The organism is Geodermatophilus sp. URMC 62 (genome assembly GCF_052931475.1).
The window spans coordinates 2,284,973-2,305,037 of the sequence record NZ_JBRFHY010000001.1 but is presented as its reverse complement, the minus strand read 5'-3'; the positions used below and the strand labels follow the sequence as shown (position 1 = coordinate 2,305,037).

Sequence of the window (20,065 nt, the reverse complement as noted above, 5' to 3'; positions counted from 1 at the left end):
CAACCCGGCTCTACCCTCTGCGCACCGCGGTGGTCCGTCCACCGCCCCAGCGGGAGGTGCACGTGAGCGGAGCGGAGGTCGCCGGGGTGGCGGCCGGGCAGCGGCGGCCGCGGGCCACCGAGGTGGAGCAGCACGGGATCGACACCATCCCGGACGCCGAGCGGACGTCGCGGCCGCTCGACCTGTTCCGGATCCAGTTCGGCGGCGCCAACACCTTCGCCACCGTCATCCTCGGCACCTTCCCGGTGCTGCTGGGGCTGGACCTGGTGCAGGCGGTGGCCGCGACCGTCGTCGGCGTGGTCGTCGGGGCGCTGATCCTCATGCCCATGGGCCTGTTCGGGCCGCGGACGGGCACGAACACCGCCGTCTCCTCCGGCGCGCACTTCGGCGTCCGCGGCCGCGTCCTGGGGTCGTTCCTGTCGCTGCTGACCGCGATCTCGTTCTACTCGATCTCGGTGTGGGTCAGCGGCGACGCCCTCGTCGGCGCCTCCACGCGGCTGTTCGGGACCGGCGACTCCGACCTGCTCCGCGGGGTCATCTACGCCGTCCTCGGCGCCCTGGTGATCGTCGTGGTCATCTACGGCTACCAGCTGATGCTGCTGGTCAACAAGGTCGTGGTGGTGGCCAACACGGTCCTGATGCTGCTCGGGCTGGTCGCCTACGCCACGCTGTTCGACCCCTCCTACGACCCCGGTCCCCAGGCCTACGCGCTGGGCGGGTTCTGGCCCACGTTCGTGCTCTCCGCGCTGATCGTCATGGGCAACCCGGTCAGCTTCGGCGCCTTCCTCGGCGACTGGTCGCGCTACCTCCCGGCCGACACCCGCCCGTCGCGACTGATGGGGGCGACCTTCCTCGGCCAGCTGGCCACGCTGGTGCCGTTCCTGTTCGGGGTGGGGACGGCGACGATCGTCGCCGGTGAGGCCGACTACGTGTTCGCGCTGATCCAGGCCTCGCCGCTGTGGTACGCCGTGCTGCTCATGGTCGTGGCCTTCCTCGGCGGCATGTCGACCGGCGTGACCTCCCTCTACGGGACGGGCCTGGACTTCTCCTCGGTCTTCCCCCGCCTCAACCGGGTGCAGGCGTCGCTGTCGATCGGGGTGCTGGCCTTCGCCTTCATCCTCGTGGGCCGGCTCGTGTTCGACCTGCTGGCCAGCGTCAACGCCTTCATCGGCGCCATCGTCATCTGCACGACGCCCTGGATGGTCATCATGACCATCGGCTACTTCGTGCGCCGGGGCTCCTACTCCCCCGAGGACGTGCAGGTCTTCAACCAGGGCCGGATCGGCGGGCGGTACTGGTTCAGCGGCGGGGTCAACTGGCGCGGGATGGTGGCCTGGATCCCGGCCGCCGTCGTCGGACTGCTGTTCGCCAACTACCCGCCCCTGATCGAGGGCCCGTTCCGCAACGCGGCCGGCGGGGTCGACATCAGCCTGCCGATGTCCCTCGGCGTGGCGGCCGTCGTGTACCTGTCCCTGCTGGTCGCCGTCCCCGAGCCCCGGTACGTCTTCGGTCCCGCCGGCCCGCGGCTGGTCCCGGCCCGGGAGTCGGAGGTGCCCCCGGTGACCGACGACCCGCGCGCCTCCGTGCACCGCGCCGGCCGCCGCCGTCCGCTGCCGGCGGCCGAGGAGCCGGTGGGCCGATGACCGAGCACACCGACGCCGACGGCGAGGTCCGGCGCGCGGCCGCCGCGCTGGTGGCGGCCTTCGGGCGCGACGACCTCGAGGAGTACCTTGGCTGCTTCCGCGAGGACGCCACCTTCCTGTTCCACACCACCGGCCGGCTGCTGACCTCCCGCGAGGAGTACCGGCAGGAGTGGTCCTCCTGGGTCCGCGACGACGACTTCCGGGTCCTCGGGTGCGAGACGTCGGGCACCCACGTGCAGGTGCTCGGGGACACCGCCGTGCTGACCCACGCGGTGCGCACGACGGTGTCCACCCGGGCGGGGCGGGAGGAGCTGCGGGAGCGGGAGACGATCGTCTTCACCCGCGGGCCGTCCGGGCGGTGGCTGGCCGTCCACGAGCACCTCTCACCGGCACCGGGGCCCGGCCGGTAGCGCCGTCGAAGCCGGTGCCGGGTGTCCTGTCCTGGCAGGTGGGTCGCGCGGCTGATCGCCGGACGGCACCCGGCCACCGCCCGGCGGAGCACGGCGAGGGCGGCAGCGGTGCAGCACCGCACAGCCGGTGGACGCCCGTACCCCGGGGCGAGCGGCGGTCTCCACCGGCCCGGGCCGGTGGGCCCCGGCGCACGGTGTGCAGCCCGGGCCGCGTCCGGAGGCCCTCCGTCCACGAGATCCGTCGGTCAGATCCCCGGGGTCACACGCCCCCGACCGACGTCGCCGGTCACTGGGGCGGGACCGGCGGCGCGACGCCGTCCTCCCGGTCCAGGGGCTCGACGGAGGCCCCGTCGAGCTCCGCCACGCCGGCGAAGCCGTCGGCGGTGCCCTGGATCCGGGCGGCGGCGTCGCGGACCGAGTCGAAGTAGCTCTGCTCGATCACCAGCTCGCCGGTACCCCGGCGCCGGCGGAAGTCGGCGACCGCCGCCGGCTTGGGCACGTAGGTGAACACCCGCGGTGGGCGGCGCTCGTCTCGGTCGGGCCAGCTGACGGCCGCGCTGACGTCGGTGCGGTCGTAGTCCTGCTCGCGCAGGTCGAAGTCGGCCAACTGCCTGGGTCCGACGCGGACGACCACACCGCGGACCGACGCACCGTCCTCCCGCTCGAGGCCGAGGCTGACGATCCGTCCGGTGAACACCGGCCGGCCCGGGGTGAGGTGGCGGTAGCGCCGGTGCTTGTGCGCCGGGTCGCTGGCGACGTTCCACCGCCGTCGCCACCCCTGGAGGGTGGCCGTCCGCGCGTCGCCGGGGTCCAGGCCGGCAGCGCGGAGGTCCGCGTCGCGCATGAGCGAGCCGTAGACGAAGACGTACACGTCCTGGACCCCGTGGAAGTTGCCCCAGCCGGAGTCCGGCCCGACGTCGGGCCCGATGTCCTGGAAGATCCCCTCCTCGTCGATGTCGCTGGGGCGCTTGCCGTCGGCGGCACGCAGCGGATAGACCCACCTGCTCCGGAACTGCTCGTTCGTCGAGGTCATGACGCCCTCCACGATGACCAGCAGCCGGGCGGTGTCGCGTCGGACCAGGTGCCCCTGGACCTCGATGGTCTCCGCGCTGACGGGCACCCCCGGCCGGTCGGTCGGCCCCAGGACGACGCGGAAGGTCGTCGGCTCGCCTTCTCCGGCGATCGGCCAGACGTGCTCGGTGCCGTGCTCCCCGCGCACCAGGTCGAGCTGCTTGTTGCGGTGCACGGTGGGGCTGTCCTGCGGGGTCCACTTCAGCCACGCCCGCACCCGCACGTCGGCGAGGTCGACGGTCAGCCGGTTGTAGAAGCGCACCGCCAGCACGAAGTACCCGGGCGGGTGGACCTCGAGTGTCGGCCGCTGCCGCCACCGCAGCGGATCGTGCGAGAACAGCTTGAACACGAAGGCACCGAGCACGAACACCGGCAGCAGCACGCTCACCAGGGCGTTGAGCAGCGCGAGGGCGTAGTAGAGGAGCGAGCGCCCCGGTTCCCCGAACAGCGAGTCCGGTCCCCACATCGCCTGGAACGCCCGGCGCACGACGTCGACGAACCCGGAGCTGCCCCCGTCGTCGACGAGCAGGACCGTCGAAACCACCAGGGTCCAGCCCAGGACGAGGAGGACGTAGACGCCGACCACCTGGACCAGATCCAGCTTGCTCAGCAGGATCGCCAGCGGCACGGACCGTTCGGGCCCGGACCGGCGCCGCCCCAGACGCCCGCGACCCGTCCGGCTCACGGCTCCCCTCCTCCGTCGGGCCGGGCTCGACCCGTCCCCGGGCGGAGTCTAGGTCGGCACGGTGGACGGGCCGGGTGGCGGGTCCGGCCCCGCGACCGCCTCCTCCACCGGTCCCGCCCGGGCGCTCGCCGCTGCTCCACGGGTGCCCAGCGGGCCGAGCCGGACGGCGACCTCGGCGGTCACCGTGACCACCGCGCCGTCCTGCACGGAGCAGGCGGTGAGCACGGCTCCGTTGGCCCGCGCCACCTCGCCGGCGGCGGTGCAGGCCGCGGGGTCCCCGGCCACCGCCCGGGACGCGGCGGCCAGGGCGGCCAGGTCGGCCGCGGAGCCCGCCCGGTGCCGCGCGACGACCGCGGCCCCGACGAGCACCGCGGCCAGGCCGACGGCGGCGAGGACGCCGGCCAGCGCCACGGTCCACACCGTGGCGGATCCGCGCTCCCGGTCCCGGCCGCTCACCCCGGCTCCCCGGTGGCGACGCCCGGCTCCAGGCGGGCGACCGCGGTCGCGCCGACCCCGGTGCCCAGGCGCACCGGCCCGACGGGGACGACCTGGGCGCTGACCGTCACCCGGACCTCGGCCCCCTCGACCGACACCGTGGTCACCGCGCCGTCGGGCGCCGCACGCGCGGTGACCGCGCGGACCACGGCCGGGTCCTCCCCGCGGGCGGCCGCCCGTGCCCCCTCCCGCGCGGCGTCCACGCAGCGCAGCTGCGCACCGACGACCACGACGGCGGCCACGACGGCGGCCAGCACCAGCACCAGCACGGGCAGGACGACGGCGGTCTCGGCGGTCACCATGCCCGCCTCCCGCCGGTCCGCCGGGACGCTCCCCGGCCGCGGCCGGCGCACGGTCAGGAGAGGACGCCGAGCGCGGACTCGACCAGGTCACCGAGCGCGCTGACGATCGAGCCGCCGGTCACCACGCGGTAGAGCACCGCGGCGAAGGCGCACGCCGCCACCGTGCCGACGGCGTACTCGGCGGTGCTCATCCCGGCCTCCGGCTGCGCGGTGACGCGCGCCCAGCGGCCGGCGGGCCCCGGCGGCGGGGCCGGCGGCTCGTCCTGGGGAGCGGCTCCGTGGGCGACCTCGTGGGCGGCGCGCCCGGAGGCAGGGGGCTCGGGGGTGTGCGGGTTCTCGACGGTCACGGGTCCTCCTCGGGGTCCGCCCCGCCGCTGCGGGACACGCCCCGACCCTCGCCGCGCCCGCCGGCCCGCTCCAGCGCCTGCACCGACCTGTGGGCGGGCGGCCCGCCTGTGGACGGCGCCCCGGCACCCTGCGGCACAGCGCTGCCGACGCCTCGCCGGCGCCCCGCCGCGGCGGGACGCGGTCACCTCAGCGGCGCAGCGCCTGGCTCTGCCGGTAGGACCGGTCCCGCACGGCGCGGAGGAGGGGGACCGGCTGGAGGTCGTCGGCGCCCAGGGTCGGCAGGAAGCGGAGGGTCTCCGCCTCCGCGTCGGGCAGCGCCGGGCCGAGGGTGAGCCGCCCCCACCGCGTCCAGCGGCCGGCGAGCGAGGCCGCGAGCAGCTCCCAGTCCGCTCCGGTGCCCTCGCTGCGCGCCCCGAGCACGACCACGCGCCCGCTGCCGGTCCGGTGGGGCAGCACGGCGGAGTACGTCCGGCCGAACGGCTCCGGCAGGAACACGTGGCGCAGACCGGGCGGCCCGCCGGCGGTGCTGACCAGCACGTCCAGCGGCCCGTGGTCCCGGCCCAGCCCGGGGAACCGGATAGCGAGCCCGACGACGTCCGGCAGTGGCTCGGGCAGCCCGACGGCGCGGGAGACGCGGACCACGACGTCGTGCCGGCCGGGCTCGTCGAGCACCCGGGCGCCCCAGCCGCCACCGCCGTCGGTCACGACGGTCGCGGTGGAGGCGTGTCCTCGGGGGTGGAAGACCCGCGCCCCGCGCAGCGCCGTGCCGAGGGCGAGGGAGGCCGCCGTGGCGGCGCGGGGCAGGGCGAGCAGGTCCATGCCCTCCGGCTACCCGGCCGGACGACCGGTGACCCCCGTGCCCGCGCGCCGGCCCGCGGGTGGTGCTCACCCGAAGACCTGGCCGGCGATGCCGAGCACGAGCGGCGCGATGCCCAGACAGACGAAGGCCGGCAGGAAGCACGCGCCCAGCGGGGCGAGCACCCACACCCCGGCCCGGCGCACCCCGGCCTCCGTGCGGCTGCGCGCCGCCGTGCGCGCCTCACCGGCGAGGGTGCGCAGCGCCGGCACCGCCGCGGCGCCGGACTCCCCCGCCCGGACCAGCACGCGCCCCAGCCCGGCCAGCTCCTCGGGTGCGGCGCTCCAGGCCACGCGCGCGGCCGCGCCCAGCCGGAGCCGGCCCGCGACGTCGGCCAGCGCCCCGCCCAGCGGGCCGGGCAGGGCGGGGGCGACGGCGGCCAGCGCGCTGCCGACCGGCAGGCCCGCACCGAGACAGACCGCCAGCAGGTCGCAGGCCACCGGCAGCTCCGCCGCCATCTCCGCACCCGTGTCGTCCCGGACCGCCGCCCGCCGCAGCAGCCGGTCGGCCAGCACGGCCGCGACGACGCCCGCCCCGGCGCCGGCCGGCCCGCCGAGCAGCAGGGCGGTGGCCAGACCGGCCGTCGCCGGCAGCACGAGGCGCCGGACCCCGCCGGGCGGCTCCTCGACGGCCGCCCGTGGCGCCACGGGACCAGCTGCGGGGACCGCCACGGGCCGCCGGGTCACCGCACGCACCCGCGCGGCCAGTCGCGCTGCCGTCGGCGGCCACACGGCCAGCGCGGCGGCGAGCAGCAGAGCCGCCACGCCCGGTGTCACGGCGTCCCCCTCACCGCAGTGCCCGCCGCACCAGGCGGGCCGACCACGCCAGCCCGGCGGCCTCCAGGGCGACGCCGAGGAGGAGCAGCACCTGCCCGGCAGGGGTCGTGGTGAGCACCGCCCACGGGTCCGCACCGATGCCGCTGCCCATCGCCAGCGCCAGCAGCGGCAGCCCCGCCAGCAGCGCGGCGCTGGCGCGCGGGCCGGCGGTCGCCGAGCGCAGCTCGAGGCGCTGCCGCCGGCGGGCGCGCAGGTCGTCCTCGACCGCGCCGGCCACCGCGGCCAGCGAACAGCCGGTGCGGGCGCTGAGCAGCACCGCCGCCGCGATCCGCCCGAGGGCGCGGTCGAGGTCCGATCCGACCTCCGGCGGACCGGCCTCCGGGGCGCGCAGCGCCCGGGCGAGCGCCGCGCCGCTCCGCCCGTCGGCGCACACGGCGACCGCCGCCCCGGTGGCGGCCTCGAGCGGGCGGCCGCTGCGCAGCTCGGCGGCCAGGGCGGCGAGGGCCTCGGCGAGGGAGTCGACCCGCGCGTCGTCCCGCCGCTGCTCCCGCTGCCGGACGAGGGCGCGGACGCCGCCGCCGGCCAGCACGCCGGCCAGGACCGCGACCAGCGGCGTGCTCAGCACCGCGGCGCCGGCAGCGGCGAGCGCCGCGGCCGCCACGGGCCAGGCCGGCGGTGGCAGGGCGGCCACGAACGACGTGGGCGCCGCCTGCTCCCGGGTCAGCCGGCGCAGCCGCCGGCGGCGGTGGGCCGACCGGCCGGGCCAGAGCAGGGCCGCCGCCGCGACGAGCAGCAGCGCGCCGCTCACCCCGCCGTCCCGTCCAGCAGCGCGGCCAGCCGCCGCTCCCCCGGGCACGGCCCGCCGTCGGCCCGCCAGCCCGGTTCGACGGCCACCAGGTCACCGTCGCGGCGGACCACCCCGATCTCCTCCACCCGGCGGCCGGCCGGGGCACGCCGCAGGTGGACGACGACCGCGAGGGCGGCTGCCGCCTGGCTGTGCACGGCCCTGCGGTCGAGGCCGGCGGCCACCCCGAGCGCCTCCAGCCGCGCCGGCACCTCACCGGGCCGGTTGGCGTGCAGGGTGCCGCACCCGCCGTCGTGCCCCGTGTTGAGCGCCGCGAGCAGGTCGGTCACCTCGGCGCCGCGGACCTCACCGACGACGAGCCGGTCCGGCCGCATCCGCAGCGCCTGGCGCACGAGGTCGCGCAGCGTCACCCGGCCGGCGCCCTCGACGTTGGGCGGGCGGGTCACCAGCCGGACGACGTGCGGGTGGGCCGGCGTCAGCTCCGGAGCGTCCTCGCACAGCACGATCCGCTCGGCGTCGGGCACCTCGCCGAGCAGCGCGGACAGCAGGGTGGTCTTGCCCGACCCGGTGCCGCCGGTGACGAGGAAGGCCAGCCGGGCCCGCAGCACCGCCCGCAGCAGGTCCTCCGCCGCGCCGGGCAGCGTGCCGCGGCCGGCGAGGTCGGCCAGGCCCAGGGAGCAGCGGCGCAGGACGCGCAGCGACAGGCAGGTGCCGGCGCCGGCGACCGGCGGGAGGACGGCGTGCAGGCGGGTGCCGTCGGGCAGTCCGGCGTCCACCCACGGTGCGGCGTCGTCGAGGCGGCGCCCGGCGCCGGCCGCCAGCCGCACGGCGAGCCGGCGGACGGCGTCCTCGTCGGGGAAGCGCACCGCGGCGCGCTCCAGACCCGCGCCGCGGTCGACCCACACCTCGGCGGGGCCGTTGACCAGGACGTCGGTGACCCCGGGCTCGCGCAGCAGCGGCTCCAGCGGTCCGGCCCCGGCCAGCTCGTGCACCGCGTCGCGCACCGCGTCGAGGACGTCGGCGTCCCCCAGCAGCCCGGCCTCCTCGCGGACCAGGGCGGCGACGGTCGCGCGGCTGGGCGGTCCCGGTTCGAGCGCCAGGCGGGCGCGCACGCGCTCGACCAGCGGCAGCCCGCTCACGCCGCCCACCCGGGCCGGTCGACCCCGCCCAGCAGCCGGCGGGCGAGCGCACCGAGCGGGCTGCGCGGTCCCACGGCCGGCGGCTCCCCCCGCTCCCCCCGTGTCAGCGCACCGCGGTCGTGGCCCAGCTCCCCGGCCACCGGGCGCCCGGCCACGACCGCCACGTCCTGGGCCGACAGCCCGCCGGGCACGGGACGCACGACCACGCGGGCCGCCGACCACGGTGCGGGCCCACCCGGCGGACCGGACAGCAGCAGCCGGGCGGCCGAGGCGGCGCGCAGCCGGGCGGGGACGACGAGCACGCCCAGGTCGGCCTCGGCGAGCGCCGCCTCGGCCAGGGCACCGCCGTCGCCCCCCGGGCGCGGCAGGTCGACGACGACCGGCCACCCGCACGCCCGGGCGGCGTCCACGACGGCGGTCAGCGCCTCGGCGGGCACGGCTGCCGGGTCCTCCCGCGAGGCGGCCAGCACGCGCACCCCGCCGACCTCGGGCAGCGCGGCGAGCAGCGCGTCGCCGGCCACCCGGCCGCGGACACCGGTCAGCGCCGGCCAGCGCAGCCCCTCGGCGTCCTCGGCGCCCAGCAGCAGGTCCAGCCCGCCGCCCCACGCGTCGGCGTCGACCAGCAGCACACCGTCGGCGTCCTCGGCCGCGGTGAGGGCCAGCGCGGCGGCCAGCGTGCTGGCCCCCGCGCCGCCGCAGCTGCCGCCCACCACGGCCAGCCGGCCGCGCTCGACCGGCGAGCGGACGGCGTCGGCCGCGCGGGAGACCAGCCACGCCTCGTCCCCGGGCAGGACGGCGACGCGCTCGGCGCCCAGCTCGACCGCGGCCGCCCAGGCGGCCGCGGGCAGCGGGTCGGCCGCGACGACCACCACGCCCGGACGGCGGGGCAGCGCGCGGACCGCGGGGCTGGTGAGCACGTCGGCACCGAGCAGGACGACCGCGGCCTCCCGCGCGGCCCGGCGCAGCGCGGGCCCCCCGGAGGCCACCTGCGGCTCGGTGCCGGCCGCGGCGAGGACCCGGAGGACGTCGTCGAGGAGGTCCTCGTCGGAGCTGACGACCAGCGGATGCGAGGACGCGCGCGGAGCGGGGGACACACGGCGGGACGGCGAGGCGGGCACGCGGCCGAGCCCAGCGCAGGAGGACCGCGCCGCGGCGCGGCGGCCGGGATCTGTGGATGACCCGCACGGGTGTGGACGGCGCCGAGGCCGGGGTCACACCCCGCGGGTCCGCTTACAGTCGTGAGCTGTGACCCGCGCCGCGGCGTTCTTCGACCTGGACAAGACGGTCATCGCCAAGTCCAGCACCCTGGCCTTCGGCCGCCCCTTCTTCGCGGGTGGGCTGATCAACCGCCGCGCCGTCCTCAAGGGCGCCTACGCGCAGTTCACCTTCTCCCTCGCCGGCGCCGACGCGCAGCAGATGGAGCGGATGCGGACGCAGATCACGCGGATGGCCACCGGCTGGGACGTCGGGACGGTGCACGAGATCGTCCGGGAGACCCTGCACGAGATCGTCGACCCGTTGGTCTACGCCGAGGCCGCCGACCTCATCGAGGAGCACCGGGCGGCCGGGCGGGAGATCGTCATCGTCTCCAGCAGCGGCGCGGAGATGGTCGAGCCGATCGGCGAGATGCTCGGGGCCGACCGGGTGGTGGCCACGCGGATGGTGGTCGCCGACGGCCACTACACCGGCGAGATCGACTTCTACGCCTACGGGGAGAACAAGGCCGAGGCGATGCGCCGGGTGGCCGCCGAGAGCGGCTACGACCTCGCCGACTGCTACGCCTACAGCGACTCGGTCACCGACCTGCCGATGCTCACGGTCGTCGGGCACCCCACGGCGGTGAACCCCGACCGGGCCCTGCGCCGGGCCGCCGCCGAGCGGGGCTGGCCGGTGCTGGAGTTCACCCGGCCGGTGTCGATGCGGTCGCGCTTCGGCCGGCCGGCCCCGGTGGTGACCGGCGCGGCGATGGGCGTGGGTGCGGCGGTGGCGGGGCTTGCCTGGTACGCGCGGCGGCGGGCGCTGCGCCTGCTCGCCGCCGCCCCGGCCGCCGTGGCGCCGCTGTCCCCGGCCACCGGTCGCTGGCGCCGCCGCGGCGCCTGAGGGCCTCCAGCCGGAGGGCCACCGGTCAGATCGGGAGCCGCTCCCGGACGCCGTCGACCAGCGTGCGGGCCGCCGAGACCGGCGTGAACGCCCGCGCCGCCCGGGTGAGCGCCTCCTGCTCGTCGGGGCGCAGGTCGACGTCGCCGGCCGCGGCGTTGGCCTCCACCTGCTCCACGCTCGAGGCGCCGGGGATGACCACGACCTGCGGCAGGGAGACCAGCCAGGCCAGGGCGATCGTGCCGGGGCGGACACCGTGCGCGTCGGCGACCTCGCGGAGGACGTCGAGCAGCGGCTGCACGCGGCGCAGGTTCTGCGTGCCGAACAGCGGGTTGGCCGCGCGCACGCCGCCGGGCCGGTTGCCGACGTCGTACCGGCCGCCGAGCAGGCCCTGCGCCAGCGGGCTGTAGGCGATGACCACGCGACCCTCCCGCTCGGCGAAGGGCACCATGTCCGCCAGCGCCCCGGGACGAGCGAGGGAGAACTGCACCTGGTTGCTCACCACCGGCCGGCCCAGCGCGGCGTCGGCCGCCCGCCAGCGCGGCAGCGAGTAGTTGGAGACGCCGACGGCCCCGATGCGGCCCTCGTCGAGCAGCGTGCGCAGCCCGGGCATCGTCACGGTGTCGGGGACGACGGGGTTGGGCTGGTGCACCTGGTACAGCGGCACGCGGTCGAGGCCCAGCCGCCGCGCGCTGCCCTCCAGCCGGCGCCGGACGACCGGCGGGAACGGCGCCACGGGGAACAGCTTTGAGGCGACGACGACCTGCGTGCGCTCGTCGCCCAGGGCCTCGCCGAGGATCCGTTCGCTGCGGCCGAAGCCGTAGACCTCGGCGGTGTCGAACAGGGTGACCCCGAGGTCGCGGGCCCGGCGCACGATGTCCCGCGCCGCGCCGGCGGCGTAGCCCTCGCCGTAGCCCCACTCGCGGGACCCGAACTGCCAGGTGCCCAGGCCGATCCGGCTGACCGGGCCGAGCCCGTCGACGTCGAGGTAGCGCATCCGTCCACCCTCCCCCGGGCCGGGTGGTGGCGCAGGACGGGAGCCGGGGAGTCAGCCGCGCAGGATCGCCTCGGCGACGGCCAGGCCCTCGCGGGCGCCGAGCTCGGTCGCGCGGCAGCAGTGCACCAACCAGGCGGCCAAGCCCTCGGGCCCCCCGGCGGCGTAGCCGGCCAGGCGCGCGCGGTACTCCTCGGCGCCCAGCTCGGCGAAGCCCACCTCGGGCACCGACACCGCCTTGGGGTCCAGGCCGCGGCCGATCGTGGTGAGCCGGCCGGCGGCGCGGGCCACCACGCCGTCGGCGGTGCCGAAGGGCGCCAGGGCGGCGAGCTCGCCGTGGACGAGACCGGCCACGAGCACCGCGGGCACCGTCGAGGTGCCGGTGACCACCTGGAACAGCCCACCCAGCCGCGGGCCGGCGTGCGGTGCCGGCCGGCCGAGGTCGGCGCGGTCGACCAGGTCGGCGGCGGCCAGCACGTGCAGCCGGGCGAGCACCTGCCCGGGCGCCCGCGACCAGGTCTCCACCAGCGAGCCCAGCCCGACCGAGACGCGCAGCGAGCCCTGCACCACGGGGTCGTCGACGGAGCCGGCGCGCAGGTCGGCCAGCGGGACGTCGACCCCGTCGAGGGCCGCCGAGGCGCGCGCGCCCCGCAGCGCCGACTCGGTGCTCACCTCGGCCGACCGGTTGCGCATGAGCCGGTGCGCCAGCAGCCGGTCGATGCCCGCGCGCGCGGCGTCGGCGGCCTCGCGGACGCCGGGGAGGTCCAGCAGCGGGGCCAGCGGGTCGGGGCCGGTGGGCCGGGCGGCTGCGGCGGCGCCGGGACGGACGGGGATGCTCACGCACCGACGGTACGAGCCCGGCCGCGCGGCTCCGGCGGGGACCGTCCCGCGACCGAGGGGCCCGGCCCGCTGCCCTACGCTCGGCGACCACCATGGCCCGTCCGCTCACCCTCCTGCTCGTCCGGCACGGCCAGAGCGAGTGGAACGCCGCCGGGCTGGTGCAGGGCCAGACCGCGCACGTCCCGCTGACCGGGCTGGGTCACGAGCAGGCCGCCGCCGCCGCGCGCGAGCTGGCCGTCCGGCGGCCGGGGGCGCTGCTCTCCAGCGACCTGCGCCGCGCCGTGCAGACCGCCGAGCACTGCGCGCGCGCCACCGGACTGCCGTTCACCACGACCGCGGCGCTGCGCGAGCAGGGCTACGGCGTGCTGGAGGGCCGGCCCTCGCGCGAGCTGTGGGACGTCGTCGACTGGACCGATCCGCACTGGGCGGCCGAGGGCGGCGAGAGCCTGGCCCAGCTGCACGCCCGGGTCGCGGACCTCCTGGCGGAGCTGCAGCTGGCGCCACCGGCCGACGTCGTCGGGCTGGTCACCCACGGCGACACCATCCGGGCCGCCCAGGCGGTGGCCGCCGGGCTGGGCCCGGACCGGCTCCCGGCGGTGACCCCGCACAACGGCACGGTCACCCGCCTGGACCTCCCCCGGCCGGCGGCACCGTGAGCCGGGTGCTGGTCCTCGGCGGCTCGCGGTCGGGCAAGTCGGCGCACGCGGAGTCGCTGGTCGCCGACCGCGACGACGTCGTCTACCTGGCCACGTCCACGGCGGCGCCCGAGGACGCGGAGTGGGCGCAGCGGGTGGCCGCCCACCGCGCCCGGCGCCCGGCCGGGTGGACGACGCTGGAGACGACGGTGCCGAGCGACCTCCTGCGCGGCGGCACCGTGCTCGTCGACAGCGTGACCACCTGGGTGGCGGCGCTGATGGAGCAGACCGGCGTGTGGGCCGACGAGCCCGGCGCGCTCGACCGGCTGGCCGGCCGCTGCGACGCCCTGGTCGGCGCCTGGACGATGACACCGGCCCACGTGGTGGCGGTGAGCGACGAGGTGGGGCTGGGCGTCGTTCCGGAGACCCGGTCGGGACGGCTGTTCCGGGACGCCCTCGGCGAGGTCAACCAGCGGCTGGCCGGCACCGCCGACGAGGTGTGGTTCGTCGTCGCCGGCCTGCCGCAGCGGCTGCGGTGAGCGGGCGCCGGGCGGCGTGGTGGATCGGCCCGCTGGAGTCGGTCGCGCTGCTCACCGTGGTGCGGGTGCCGTCCGCGGCGGCGGCCTCGACCCGCGGGGTGCTGCCGTGGGCGCCGCTGGTCGGGCTGGCGCTCGGCGGCGTGGCGGCCGGGACGGCGGTGCTCGGCACGCACCTGGTGTCCCCGCTGGCCGGTGCGGTGGCGGCGCTGGCCGTGCTGGCCGCGCTCACCCGGGCGCTGCACCTCGACGGGCTGGCCGACACCGCCGACGGGCTGGGCCCGCTGCGGAGCCGGGAGCGGGCGCTGCAGGTGATGCACCAGGGCGACGTCGGCCCGTTCGGGGTCGTGACGCTGGTGCTCACCCTGCTGCTGCAGGCGGCGACCGCGGCGGCCCTGCTCGACCGCGACGGCGGCTGGCTCGCCCTGGGGACGGCGGTGGTCGTGGCCCGGCTGGCGATGGCGCGCACGGGGCTGCCCGGCGTCGCGACGGCGGAGGGGTCCGCCCTCGGCGCCGCGGTGGCGGGCACGGTGTCCCGGCCGTGGCTGGCGGGCTGGTCGGCGGCCGTCACCGTGCTGGCGGGGGCGGGGGCGTGGCTGCTCGCCGGCCCGGTCGCCGCGGCGGTCCTGGTCGCGGGCACGGCCGCGGGGCTGTTCGCGGCCGAGGCCGTGCTGACCCGCGCCACGGACCGCCTCGGCGGTGTCACCGGGGACGTGATGGGTGCCATGGGTGAGACGGCGGCGACCGTCGTGCTCGTGGTCGCCGCCGCCCTCACCGGTACGGCCTAGCGGCCCCTGCAGCGGGGCCCTCGGCTAGCGGCGGCCGGTCAGCGACCCGAGCAGCCGGCCCAGGCCACCGGAGGCAGCGGTCGTCGGTGCGCCGCGGCCCATGCGCCGGGTCGGCGTGCCGGCCGACATCCGGGTGCGGCCCATGCCGCGTCCGGTGCTCGTGCCACGCCCGGTGCCCGTGGTGCGGCCCACACCGCGGCCGGTCGATGCCCGCCCCGCAGCGGCGCGGCCTCCGGCGGCGCCCCGACGAGCCGTGGTCTCAGCAGTTCCGAGGAGTCGGTTCAGGATGCCCATGCGCTGGTGGATACCCGGTGATCGGCTCCACAACCGGTCGATCGGCCCTCCCGCAGGGACCCGCCGCAGGCCCGTCCGCAGGCTGCGGGGGACGAGGAGGACGAGGTCCTGCCGCGGTGGGGCAGCAGGGTCCTCCCTCAGGTCGTCGCGCCCTGCTGTGCCGGCGTCTCCCCGCCCTCGAGGTCGCCCTCGGTGTCGAGGTAGGCCTGCCGCAGCCCGGCCAGCAGGGAGGGGTCCGGCTCGGCCCACATGCCGCGGTCCACGGCCTCCAGCAGCCGCTCGGCGATGCCGTGCAGCGCCCACGGGTTGGACCGCTCCATGAACTCCCGGTTCTCCGGGTCGAGCACGTAGGTCTCGGTGAGCTTCTCGTACATCCAGTCGGCCACCACGCCGGTCGTGGCGTCGTAGCCGAACAGGTAGTCGACGGTGGCGGCCAGCTCGAAGGCGCCCTTGTAGCCGTGCCGGCGCATCGCCGAGAGCCACTTGGGGTTGACCACCCGCGCCCGGAACACCCGCGAGGTCTCCTCGGTCAGCGATCGGGTGCGCACCTGCTCGGGCCGGGTCGAGTCGCCGACGTAGGCGGCCGGCGCACGTCCGGTCAGCGCGCGGACGGTCGCCACCATCCCGCCGTGGTACTGGAAGTAGTCGTCGGAGTCGGCGATGTCGTGCTCGCGGGTGTCGACGTTCTTGGCCGCCACCGCGATCCGCCGGTAGGCCGCCTCCATGTCCGGCCGCGCCTGCACGCCGTCGAGGTCGCGGCCGTAGGCGTAGCCGCCCCACACCGCGTACACCTCGGCGAGGTCGGCGTCGCCGCGCCAGTCGCGGGAGTCGATCAGCGACAGCAGGCCGGCCCCGTACGCGCCGGGCTTGGAGCCGAACACCCGGGTGGTCGCCCGCCGCCGGTCGCCGTGCCCGGCGACGTCGGCCTCGACGTGTGCCCGCACGAAGTTCTGCTCCGGGGACTCCGAGTCGAGTCCCGCCACGAGCGTCACCGCGTCGTCGAGCATGGTCACCACGTGCGGGAACGCGTCCCGGAAGAACCCGGAGATCCGCACGGTGACGTCGATCCGCGGCCGGCCCAGCTCGTCGAGCGGCACCGGCTCCAGCGAGGTCACCCGCCGCGAGGCGTCGTCCCACACCGGGCGGACGCCGAGCAGGGCGAGCACCTCGGCGACGTCGTCGCCCGACGTCCGCATCGCCGAGGTCCCCCACACCGACAGCCCCACCGACGGCGGGTACTCGCCGGTGTCGGCGAGGTAGCGCTCCAGCAGCGAGTCGGCCATCGCCTGCCCGGTCTCCCACGCCAGCCGCGAGGGGACGGCGCGCGGGTCGACCGAGTAGAAGTTCCGCCCGGTCGGCAGCACGTTGACCAGCCCGCGCAGCGGCGAGCCCGACGGCCCGGCCGGCACGTAGCCGCCGTCGAGGGCGTGCAGCGTGGCGTCGAGCTCGTCGGTGGTGCGCTCCAGCCGCGGCACCACCTCGTCGACGGCGAACCGCAGCACGGCCGCGACGCCGTCGTCCTCGCGCCCGAGCACCTCCCGGACGACGGGCCCGACGGCGCCGATCGTCCAGCCGGCGTCCTCCATGCCCGAGACCAGGGCGGCGGCCTGTGCCTCGACGGCGTCGGTCGCCCTGAGGCCCGCGGTGCCGTCCTCGGTCAGCCCGAGCGCCTCGCGCAGCCCGGGCAGTGCCACCGACCCGCCCCAGATCTGCCGGGCGCGCAGCATCGCCAGCACCAGGTCGACCCGGTCGGCGCCCGACGGCGGCGTCCCGAGCACGTGCAGGCCGTCGCGGATCTGCGAGTCCTTGATCTCGCAGAGCCAGCCGTCGACGTGCAGGATCATCTCGTCGAAGTGGTCGTCCTCCGGCCGCTCGGCCAGCCCCAGGTCGTGGTCGAGCTTCGCGGCCTGCAGCAGCGTCCAGATCTGCGCGCGCACCGCCGGCAGCTTCGCCGGGTCCATCGCCGCGACGTTCGCGTGCTCGTCGAGCAGCTGCTCCAGCCGCGCGATGTCGCCGTAGGAGTCGGCGCGGGCCATCGGCGGCACCATGTGGTCGACCAGCGTCGCGTGCGCCCGCCGCTTGGCCTGCGAGCCCTCGCCCGGGTCGTTGACCAGGAACGGGTAGACCAGCGGCAGGTCGCCGATCGCGGCGTCGGGCCCGCAGGACGCCGACAGCCCCACCGTCTTGCCGGGCAGCCACTCCAGGTTGCCGTGCTTGCCGACGTGCACCAGCGCGTGCGCGCCGAAGACCGACCGCAGCCACCAGTAGGCGGCCAGGTAGTGGTGCGAGGGCGGCAGGTCGGGGTCGTGGTAGATCGCGATCGGGTTCTCCCCGAAGCCGCGCGGCGGCTGCACCATCACGACGACGTTGCCGGCCCGCAGGGCGGCGAACACGACGGCCTGCTCGTCCCCGGAGCCGTCGACGAACAGCGACCCCGGCGCCTCGCCCCAGTGCGACACCATCGCCGCGCGCAGGTCGGCCGGCAGCGTGTCGAAGAAGCGCCGGTAGTCGGCGGCCGGGATGCGCACCGGGTTGCCCGAGAGCTGCTCGTCGGTCAGCCAGTCGGCGTCCTGCCCGCCGGCGGCGATGAGCGCGTGGACGAGCGCGTCGCCGTCGAGGTCGGCCACGCCGGGCAGCGCGTCGGGCCCGTCGAACGGGCCGATGTCGTAGCCCTGGCCCTGCATGGCGGCCAGCAGCCGCACCACCGAGGCCGGGGTGTCCAGGCCGACGGCGTTGCCGATCCGCGCGTGCTTGGTCGGGTAGGCGCTCAGCATGAGCACGATCCGGCGGTCCCGGGGCGCCACCGACCGCAGCCGCGCGTGCGCCACCGCCGTCCCCGCCACCCGGGCCGCCCGCTCGGGATCGGCGACGTAGTGGGTCAGGCCGTCGGCGTCGGTCTCCTTGAAGGAGAACGGCACGCCGATCAGCCGGCCGTCGAACTCGGGGATCGCGACCTGGTTGCCCACGTCGAGCGGCGAGAGGCCGTCGTCGTCGGCCAGCCAGTCGGCCCGCGAGCGGGTCAGGCACAGCCCCTGGACCACCGGCACGTCGAGCGCGGCGAGCCGGCCGACGTCCCAGGCGCCGTCGTCCCCGCCGGCCTGCGCGGTGGCAGGCCGCGAGCCGCCGGCGGCGAGCACGGTGACGACGAGCGCGTCGGCGGTGCGCAGCACGTCGAGCAGGTCGGCGGGGACGCTGCGCAGCGAGCTCACGAACACCGGCAGGGCCTGCCCGCCGGCGTCCTCGACCGCCGAGCACAGCGACTCGACGAAGGCGGTGTTCCCGGCCAGGTGGTGTGCCCGGTAGTAGAGGACGGCGATGCGCGGACCGCTGCCGGACGACGACCGCTGCAGCACCCCCCAGTCCGGCGCGACCGACGGCGGGTCGAAGCCCTCGCCGGTGAGCAGCACGGTGTCGGAGAGGAACCGGTGCAGCTGGACGAGGTTGTCCGGGCCGCCCTGCGCCAGGTAGCCGTGCGCCTCGGTGGCCACGCCCATCGGCACCGTGGACAGCTCCATCAGCTCGGCGTCGGGCACCTGCTCCCCGCCGAGGACGACGACCGGCGCGGGCCCGGCCAGCAGCGGCGCCAGCACCTCCTCGTACTGCCGCCGCACCCCGAGGATCCGGACGACGACGAGCTGCGCGCCCTCGGTCAGCGCCGCGATCCCGTCGTCCCCGAGCCGGACGGGGTTGCCCAGCCGCCAGTCGGCGCCGCTGGCGCGGGCGGAGAGCAGGTCGGTGTCGCTCGTGGAGAGCAGGGTGAACACGCTGCGTCCTCACTCGGGGTCCGCGCCCCGGGTCGTCGGGCACGGCAGCCGGAGTGTCTGGCTCCCCCGGGGCCCGGGGACACAGTGGCGGGATCGCGCCGGGATCGCACCGGCTTCCTGCGCACTGCCGTGGTGGCCCGACCGTACCGCCCGGGCCGGCCGGCCCCCGGCGCGCGACGTCGTCGGACCGGCCGGCCGAGGGAGGCGTGCACGGCGGCCCTCAGCCGCAGGTACTGCTCGCGGTTGCGGAGCGGCGGACCCGGCGGCCGGACGACGACCCGCGGTCACCGTGCGCCGAGGGCGGTCACTCCGCGCCGAGCGCGTCGGCCACGCGGTGGTGCACCGTCGCCTCCGCGGCGCGGCTCTGCCGCTCCAGCGTGCGGGCCAGCGCGCGGCGGGCCCACCCGTTGGCCGGCGCGAGCTCGACCAGCCGCAGCAGCGACTCCTCCGCCCGGCGCAGCTGCGCCGAGCCGAAGTAGCTGCGGGCGAGCAGCTCGAGCGCCGCCTGGTTGCCGGGCTCGGCCTCGACCAGCGGCTCGAGGAGACGCGCGGCCTCGACGGGCTGACCCATCGAGAAGAACAGGTCGGCGCGCAGGTACTCCGAGTGCAGGTCGGTCTCGAACGGCTGGGTCATGCCCGCACAACGGCGTCGCCGGGGGACGTCTTCCCGAGATCACGACACGCCCGGCCGCATGTCGGACGAGGAAGTCCGGATCTCTCTGCATCCGGGCGCCACTCAATTGGGAACAACCGGTGTCAGTGCCACCCGACCCGAGGAGCCCGCCATGGCCCTGTCCCTGCACCGCCACCGGACGGCCGGCCGCACACTGCCGGCCGCCCCGTCCGCGGACGCGCACCCCGCCCCGGAGCCGCCGGCCCCCGCACCGGAGACACCCGCGCCGCAGATCCCCACCCCCCGGACGGCCGGGCGCGGCAGCCGCGTCTACGCCGTCCAGCGCATCGGCGCGTTCGTCGTCGCCGGGGTGATCGCCGTCTTCGGCCTCCTCGGGTTCGCCAACGGCCTGGCGTTCTTCTCCACCGACGGTGAGCGGATCCTCGGCCTGTCCTCCAACGGCCTGCTGTCGACCATCTCGATCGTCACCGCGGTCGTGCTGGTCGTCTCCGCCTTCCGCAGCCCCCGCACCGCCTCGACGATGATGATCGTCATCGGCGTGCTGTTCCTGGTGTCGGCACTGGCCAACCTGGCGGTGCTCAACAGCGACCTCAACGTCCTGGCCTTCGGGCTGAGCAACGTCGGCTTCTCCGTCGTCGCCGGGCTCGTGCTGCTGTTCCTCGGCGCCTACGGCCGGGTGAGCGGCAACCTGCCCGCCGACAGCCCGTACGCGCGCGAGTCGGCCGACGGCGAGGTCTCGCCGGTCTCCCCCGACGAGTACCCGTCGACGCCGGCCGAGTTCGCCGCCGAGCGGGCGATGCGTGAGGCCGAGGTCGCCGTCGTCCAGCACGTCGCGTCCTTCGAGCAGCGGCGCCGGGTGGCCGCGATGGCCCAGGTGCAGACCCGCAAGGAGCGCCGCGAGGTGTGGATGTCGTTCGACCGCGCCCGCCGCGACGCCTGACACCGCGACGCCT

Annotated in this window: 20 protein-coding genes; 7 read left to right on the top strand and 13 right to left on the bottom strand. The window is 77.2% G+C overall.

Going from position 1 to position 20,065, the window contains the following annotated elements; genetic code table 11:
* The first annotated feature begins 62 nt into the window (after positions 1-62).
* A complete protein-coding gene (locus ACU616_RS11080) occupies positions 63-1,643 on the top strand; it encodes a purine-cytosine permease family protein (RefSeq protein WP_446758513.1) in 1,581 nt (526 codons plus the stop codon).
* Complete coding sequence (locus ACU616_RS11075) at positions 1,640-2,053, top strand: YybH family protein (protein ID WP_446758512.1); 414 nt, start codon at positions 1,640-1,642, stop codon at positions 2,051-2,053. The genes ACU616_RS11080 and ACU616_RS11075 overlap by 4 nt, the downstream gene beginning before the upstream one ends.
* A gap of 286 nt (positions 2,054-2,339) precedes the next feature.
* On the opposite strand, the gene ACU616_RS11070 is transcribed toward ACU616_RS11075, so the two are convergent.
* The 9 genes from ACU616_RS11070 to ssd all read right to left on the bottom strand — a co-directional run bounded on the left by ACU616_RS11070 (position 2,340) and on the right by ssd (position 9,624).
* Positions 2,340-3,752: a gamma-glutamylcyclotransferase family protein gene (locus ACU616_RS11070; protein WP_446758511.1), complete on the bottom strand. Its 1,413-nt coding sequence runs from the start codon at positions 3,750-3,752 to the stop codon at positions 2,340-2,342.
* Between the two features lie 105 nt (positions 3,753-3,857).
* Positions 3,858-4,265, bottom strand: a complete 408-nt coding sequence (locus ACU616_RS11065) for an Rv3654c family TadE-like protein (protein ID WP_446758510.1) — start codon at positions 4,263-4,265, stop codon at positions 3,858-3,860.
* Positions 4,262-4,606 carry a TadE family type IV pilus minor pilin gene (locus ACU616_RS11060; protein WP_446758509.1) on the bottom strand — a complete coding sequence of 115 codons (345 nt, stop codon included), beginning with the start codon at positions 4,604-4,606 and terminating at the stop codon, positions 4,262-4,264. Before ACU616_RS11060 ends, ACU616_RS11065 begins: the two co-directional genes overlap by 4 nt.
* A 53-nt stretch (positions 4,607-4,659) precedes the next feature.
* Positions 4,660-4,953: a DUF4244 domain-containing protein gene (locus tag ACU616_RS11055; protein WP_446758508.1), complete on the bottom strand. Its 294-nt coding sequence runs from the start codon at positions 4,951-4,953 to the stop codon at positions 4,660-4,662.
* Between the two features lie 187 nt (positions 4,954-5,140).
* On the bottom strand, positions 5,141-5,773 hold the full coding sequence (locus ACU616_RS11050; protein WP_446758507.1) for a hypothetical protein: 633 nt from the start codon (positions 5,771-5,773) through the stop codon (positions 5,141-5,143).
* 66 nt (positions 5,774-5,839) lie between these two features.
* Positions 5,840-6,586 (bottom strand): type II secretion system F family protein, encoded by a 747-nt coding sequence (locus tag ACU616_RS11045; protein ID WP_446758506.1) that lies wholly within the window; start codon positions 6,584-6,586, stop codon positions 5,840-5,842.
* A gap of 10 nt (positions 6,587-6,596) precedes the next feature.
* A complete protein-coding gene (locus ACU616_RS11040) occupies positions 6,597-7,394 on the bottom strand; it encodes a type II secretion system F family protein (protein WP_446758505.1) in 798 nt (265 codons plus the stop codon).
* Positions 7,391-8,530 (bottom strand): TadA family conjugal transfer-associated ATPase, encoded by a 1,140-nt coding sequence (locus ACU616_RS11035; RefSeq protein ID WP_446758504.1) that lies wholly within the window; start codon positions 8,528-8,530, stop codon positions 7,391-7,393. Before ACU616_RS11035 ends, ACU616_RS11040 begins: the two co-directional genes overlap by 4 nt.
* Positions 8,527-9,624, bottom strand: coding sequence for a septum site-determining protein Ssd (gene ssd, locus ACU616_RS11030; protein ID WP_446758503.1), 1,098 nt, complete (start codon positions 9,622-9,624; stop codon positions 8,527-8,529). Before ssd ends, ACU616_RS11035 begins: the two co-directional genes overlap by 4 nt.
* 151 nt (positions 9,625-9,775) lie before the next feature.
* Between ssd and ACU616_RS11025 the strand changes: the two genes are divergently transcribed.
* Complete coding sequence (locus ACU616_RS11025) at positions 9,776-10,630, top strand: HAD family hydrolase (protein WP_446758502.1); 855 nt, start codon at positions 9,776-9,778, stop codon at positions 10,628-10,630.
* Positions 10,631-10,655: 25 nt separating this feature from the next.
* Here ACU616_RS11025 and ACU616_RS11020 read toward each other — a convergent pair whose 3' ends face one another.
* Together ACU616_RS11020 and ACU616_RS11015 are read right to left on the bottom strand one after the other, a co-directional pair.
* Positions 10,656-11,624, bottom strand: coding sequence for an aldo/keto reductase (locus ACU616_RS11020; RefSeq protein ID WP_446758501.1), 969 nt, complete (start codon positions 11,622-11,624; stop codon positions 10,656-10,658).
* A gap of 51 nt (positions 11,625-11,675) precedes the next feature.
* The gene (locus ACU616_RS11015) at positions 11,676-12,461 is read right to left on the bottom strand and encodes an oxidoreductase (protein WP_446758500.1); all 786 of its coding nucleotides are present in this window, start codon (positions 12,459-12,461) and stop codon (positions 11,676-11,678) included.
* 92 nt (positions 12,462-12,553) lie between these two features.
* On the opposite strand from ACU616_RS11015, the gene ACU616_RS11010 reads away from it, so the two are divergent.
* Genes ACU616_RS11010 through ACU616_RS11000 form a run of 3 tightly spaced genes read left to right on the top strand, consistent with a single transcriptional unit; the run spans position 12,554 to position 14,420 of the window.
* Complete coding sequence (locus ACU616_RS11010; RefSeq protein WP_446758499.1) at positions 12,554-13,117, top strand: histidine phosphatase family protein; 564 nt, start codon at positions 12,554-12,556, stop codon at positions 13,115-13,117.
* A 5-nt stretch (positions 13,118-13,122) separates the two neighbouring features.
* Complete coding sequence (cobU, locus tag ACU616_RS11005; protein ID WP_446758498.1) at positions 13,123-13,635, top strand: bifunctional adenosylcobinamide kinase/adenosylcobinamide-phosphate guanylyltransferase; 513 nt, start codon at positions 13,123-13,125, stop codon at positions 13,633-13,635.
* Complete coding sequence (locus ACU616_RS11000; protein ID WP_446758497.1) at positions 13,632-14,420, top strand: adenosylcobinamide-GDP ribazoletransferase; 789 nt, start codon at positions 13,632-13,634, stop codon at positions 14,418-14,420. Before cobU ends, ACU616_RS11000 begins: the two co-directional genes overlap by 4 nt.
* Before the next feature lie 431 nt (positions 14,421-14,851).
* On the opposite strand, the gene cobN is transcribed toward ACU616_RS11000, so the two are convergent.
* Positions 14,852-18,478 carry a cobaltochelatase subunit CobN gene (gene cobN / locus ACU616_RS10995; protein WP_446758496.1) on the bottom strand — a complete coding sequence of 1,209 codons (3,627 nt, stop codon included), beginning with the start codon at positions 18,476-18,478 and terminating at the stop codon, positions 14,852-14,854.
* 304 nt (positions 18,479-18,782) lie between these two features.
* Positions 18,783-19,112, bottom strand: coding sequence for a tetratricopeptide repeat protein (locus tag ACU616_RS10990; RefSeq protein WP_446758495.1), 330 nt, complete (start codon positions 19,110-19,112; stop codon positions 18,783-18,785).
* A 151-nt stretch (positions 19,113-19,263) separates the two neighbouring features.
* Here ACU616_RS10990 and ACU616_RS10985 point away from each other — a divergent pair, with 151 nt between their 5' ends.
* Positions 19,264-20,052, top strand: a complete 789-nt coding sequence (locus ACU616_RS10985; RefSeq protein WP_446758494.1) for a DUF4383 domain-containing protein — start codon at positions 19,264-19,266, stop codon at positions 20,050-20,052.
* Positions 20,053-20,065: the final 13 nt, after the last annotated feature.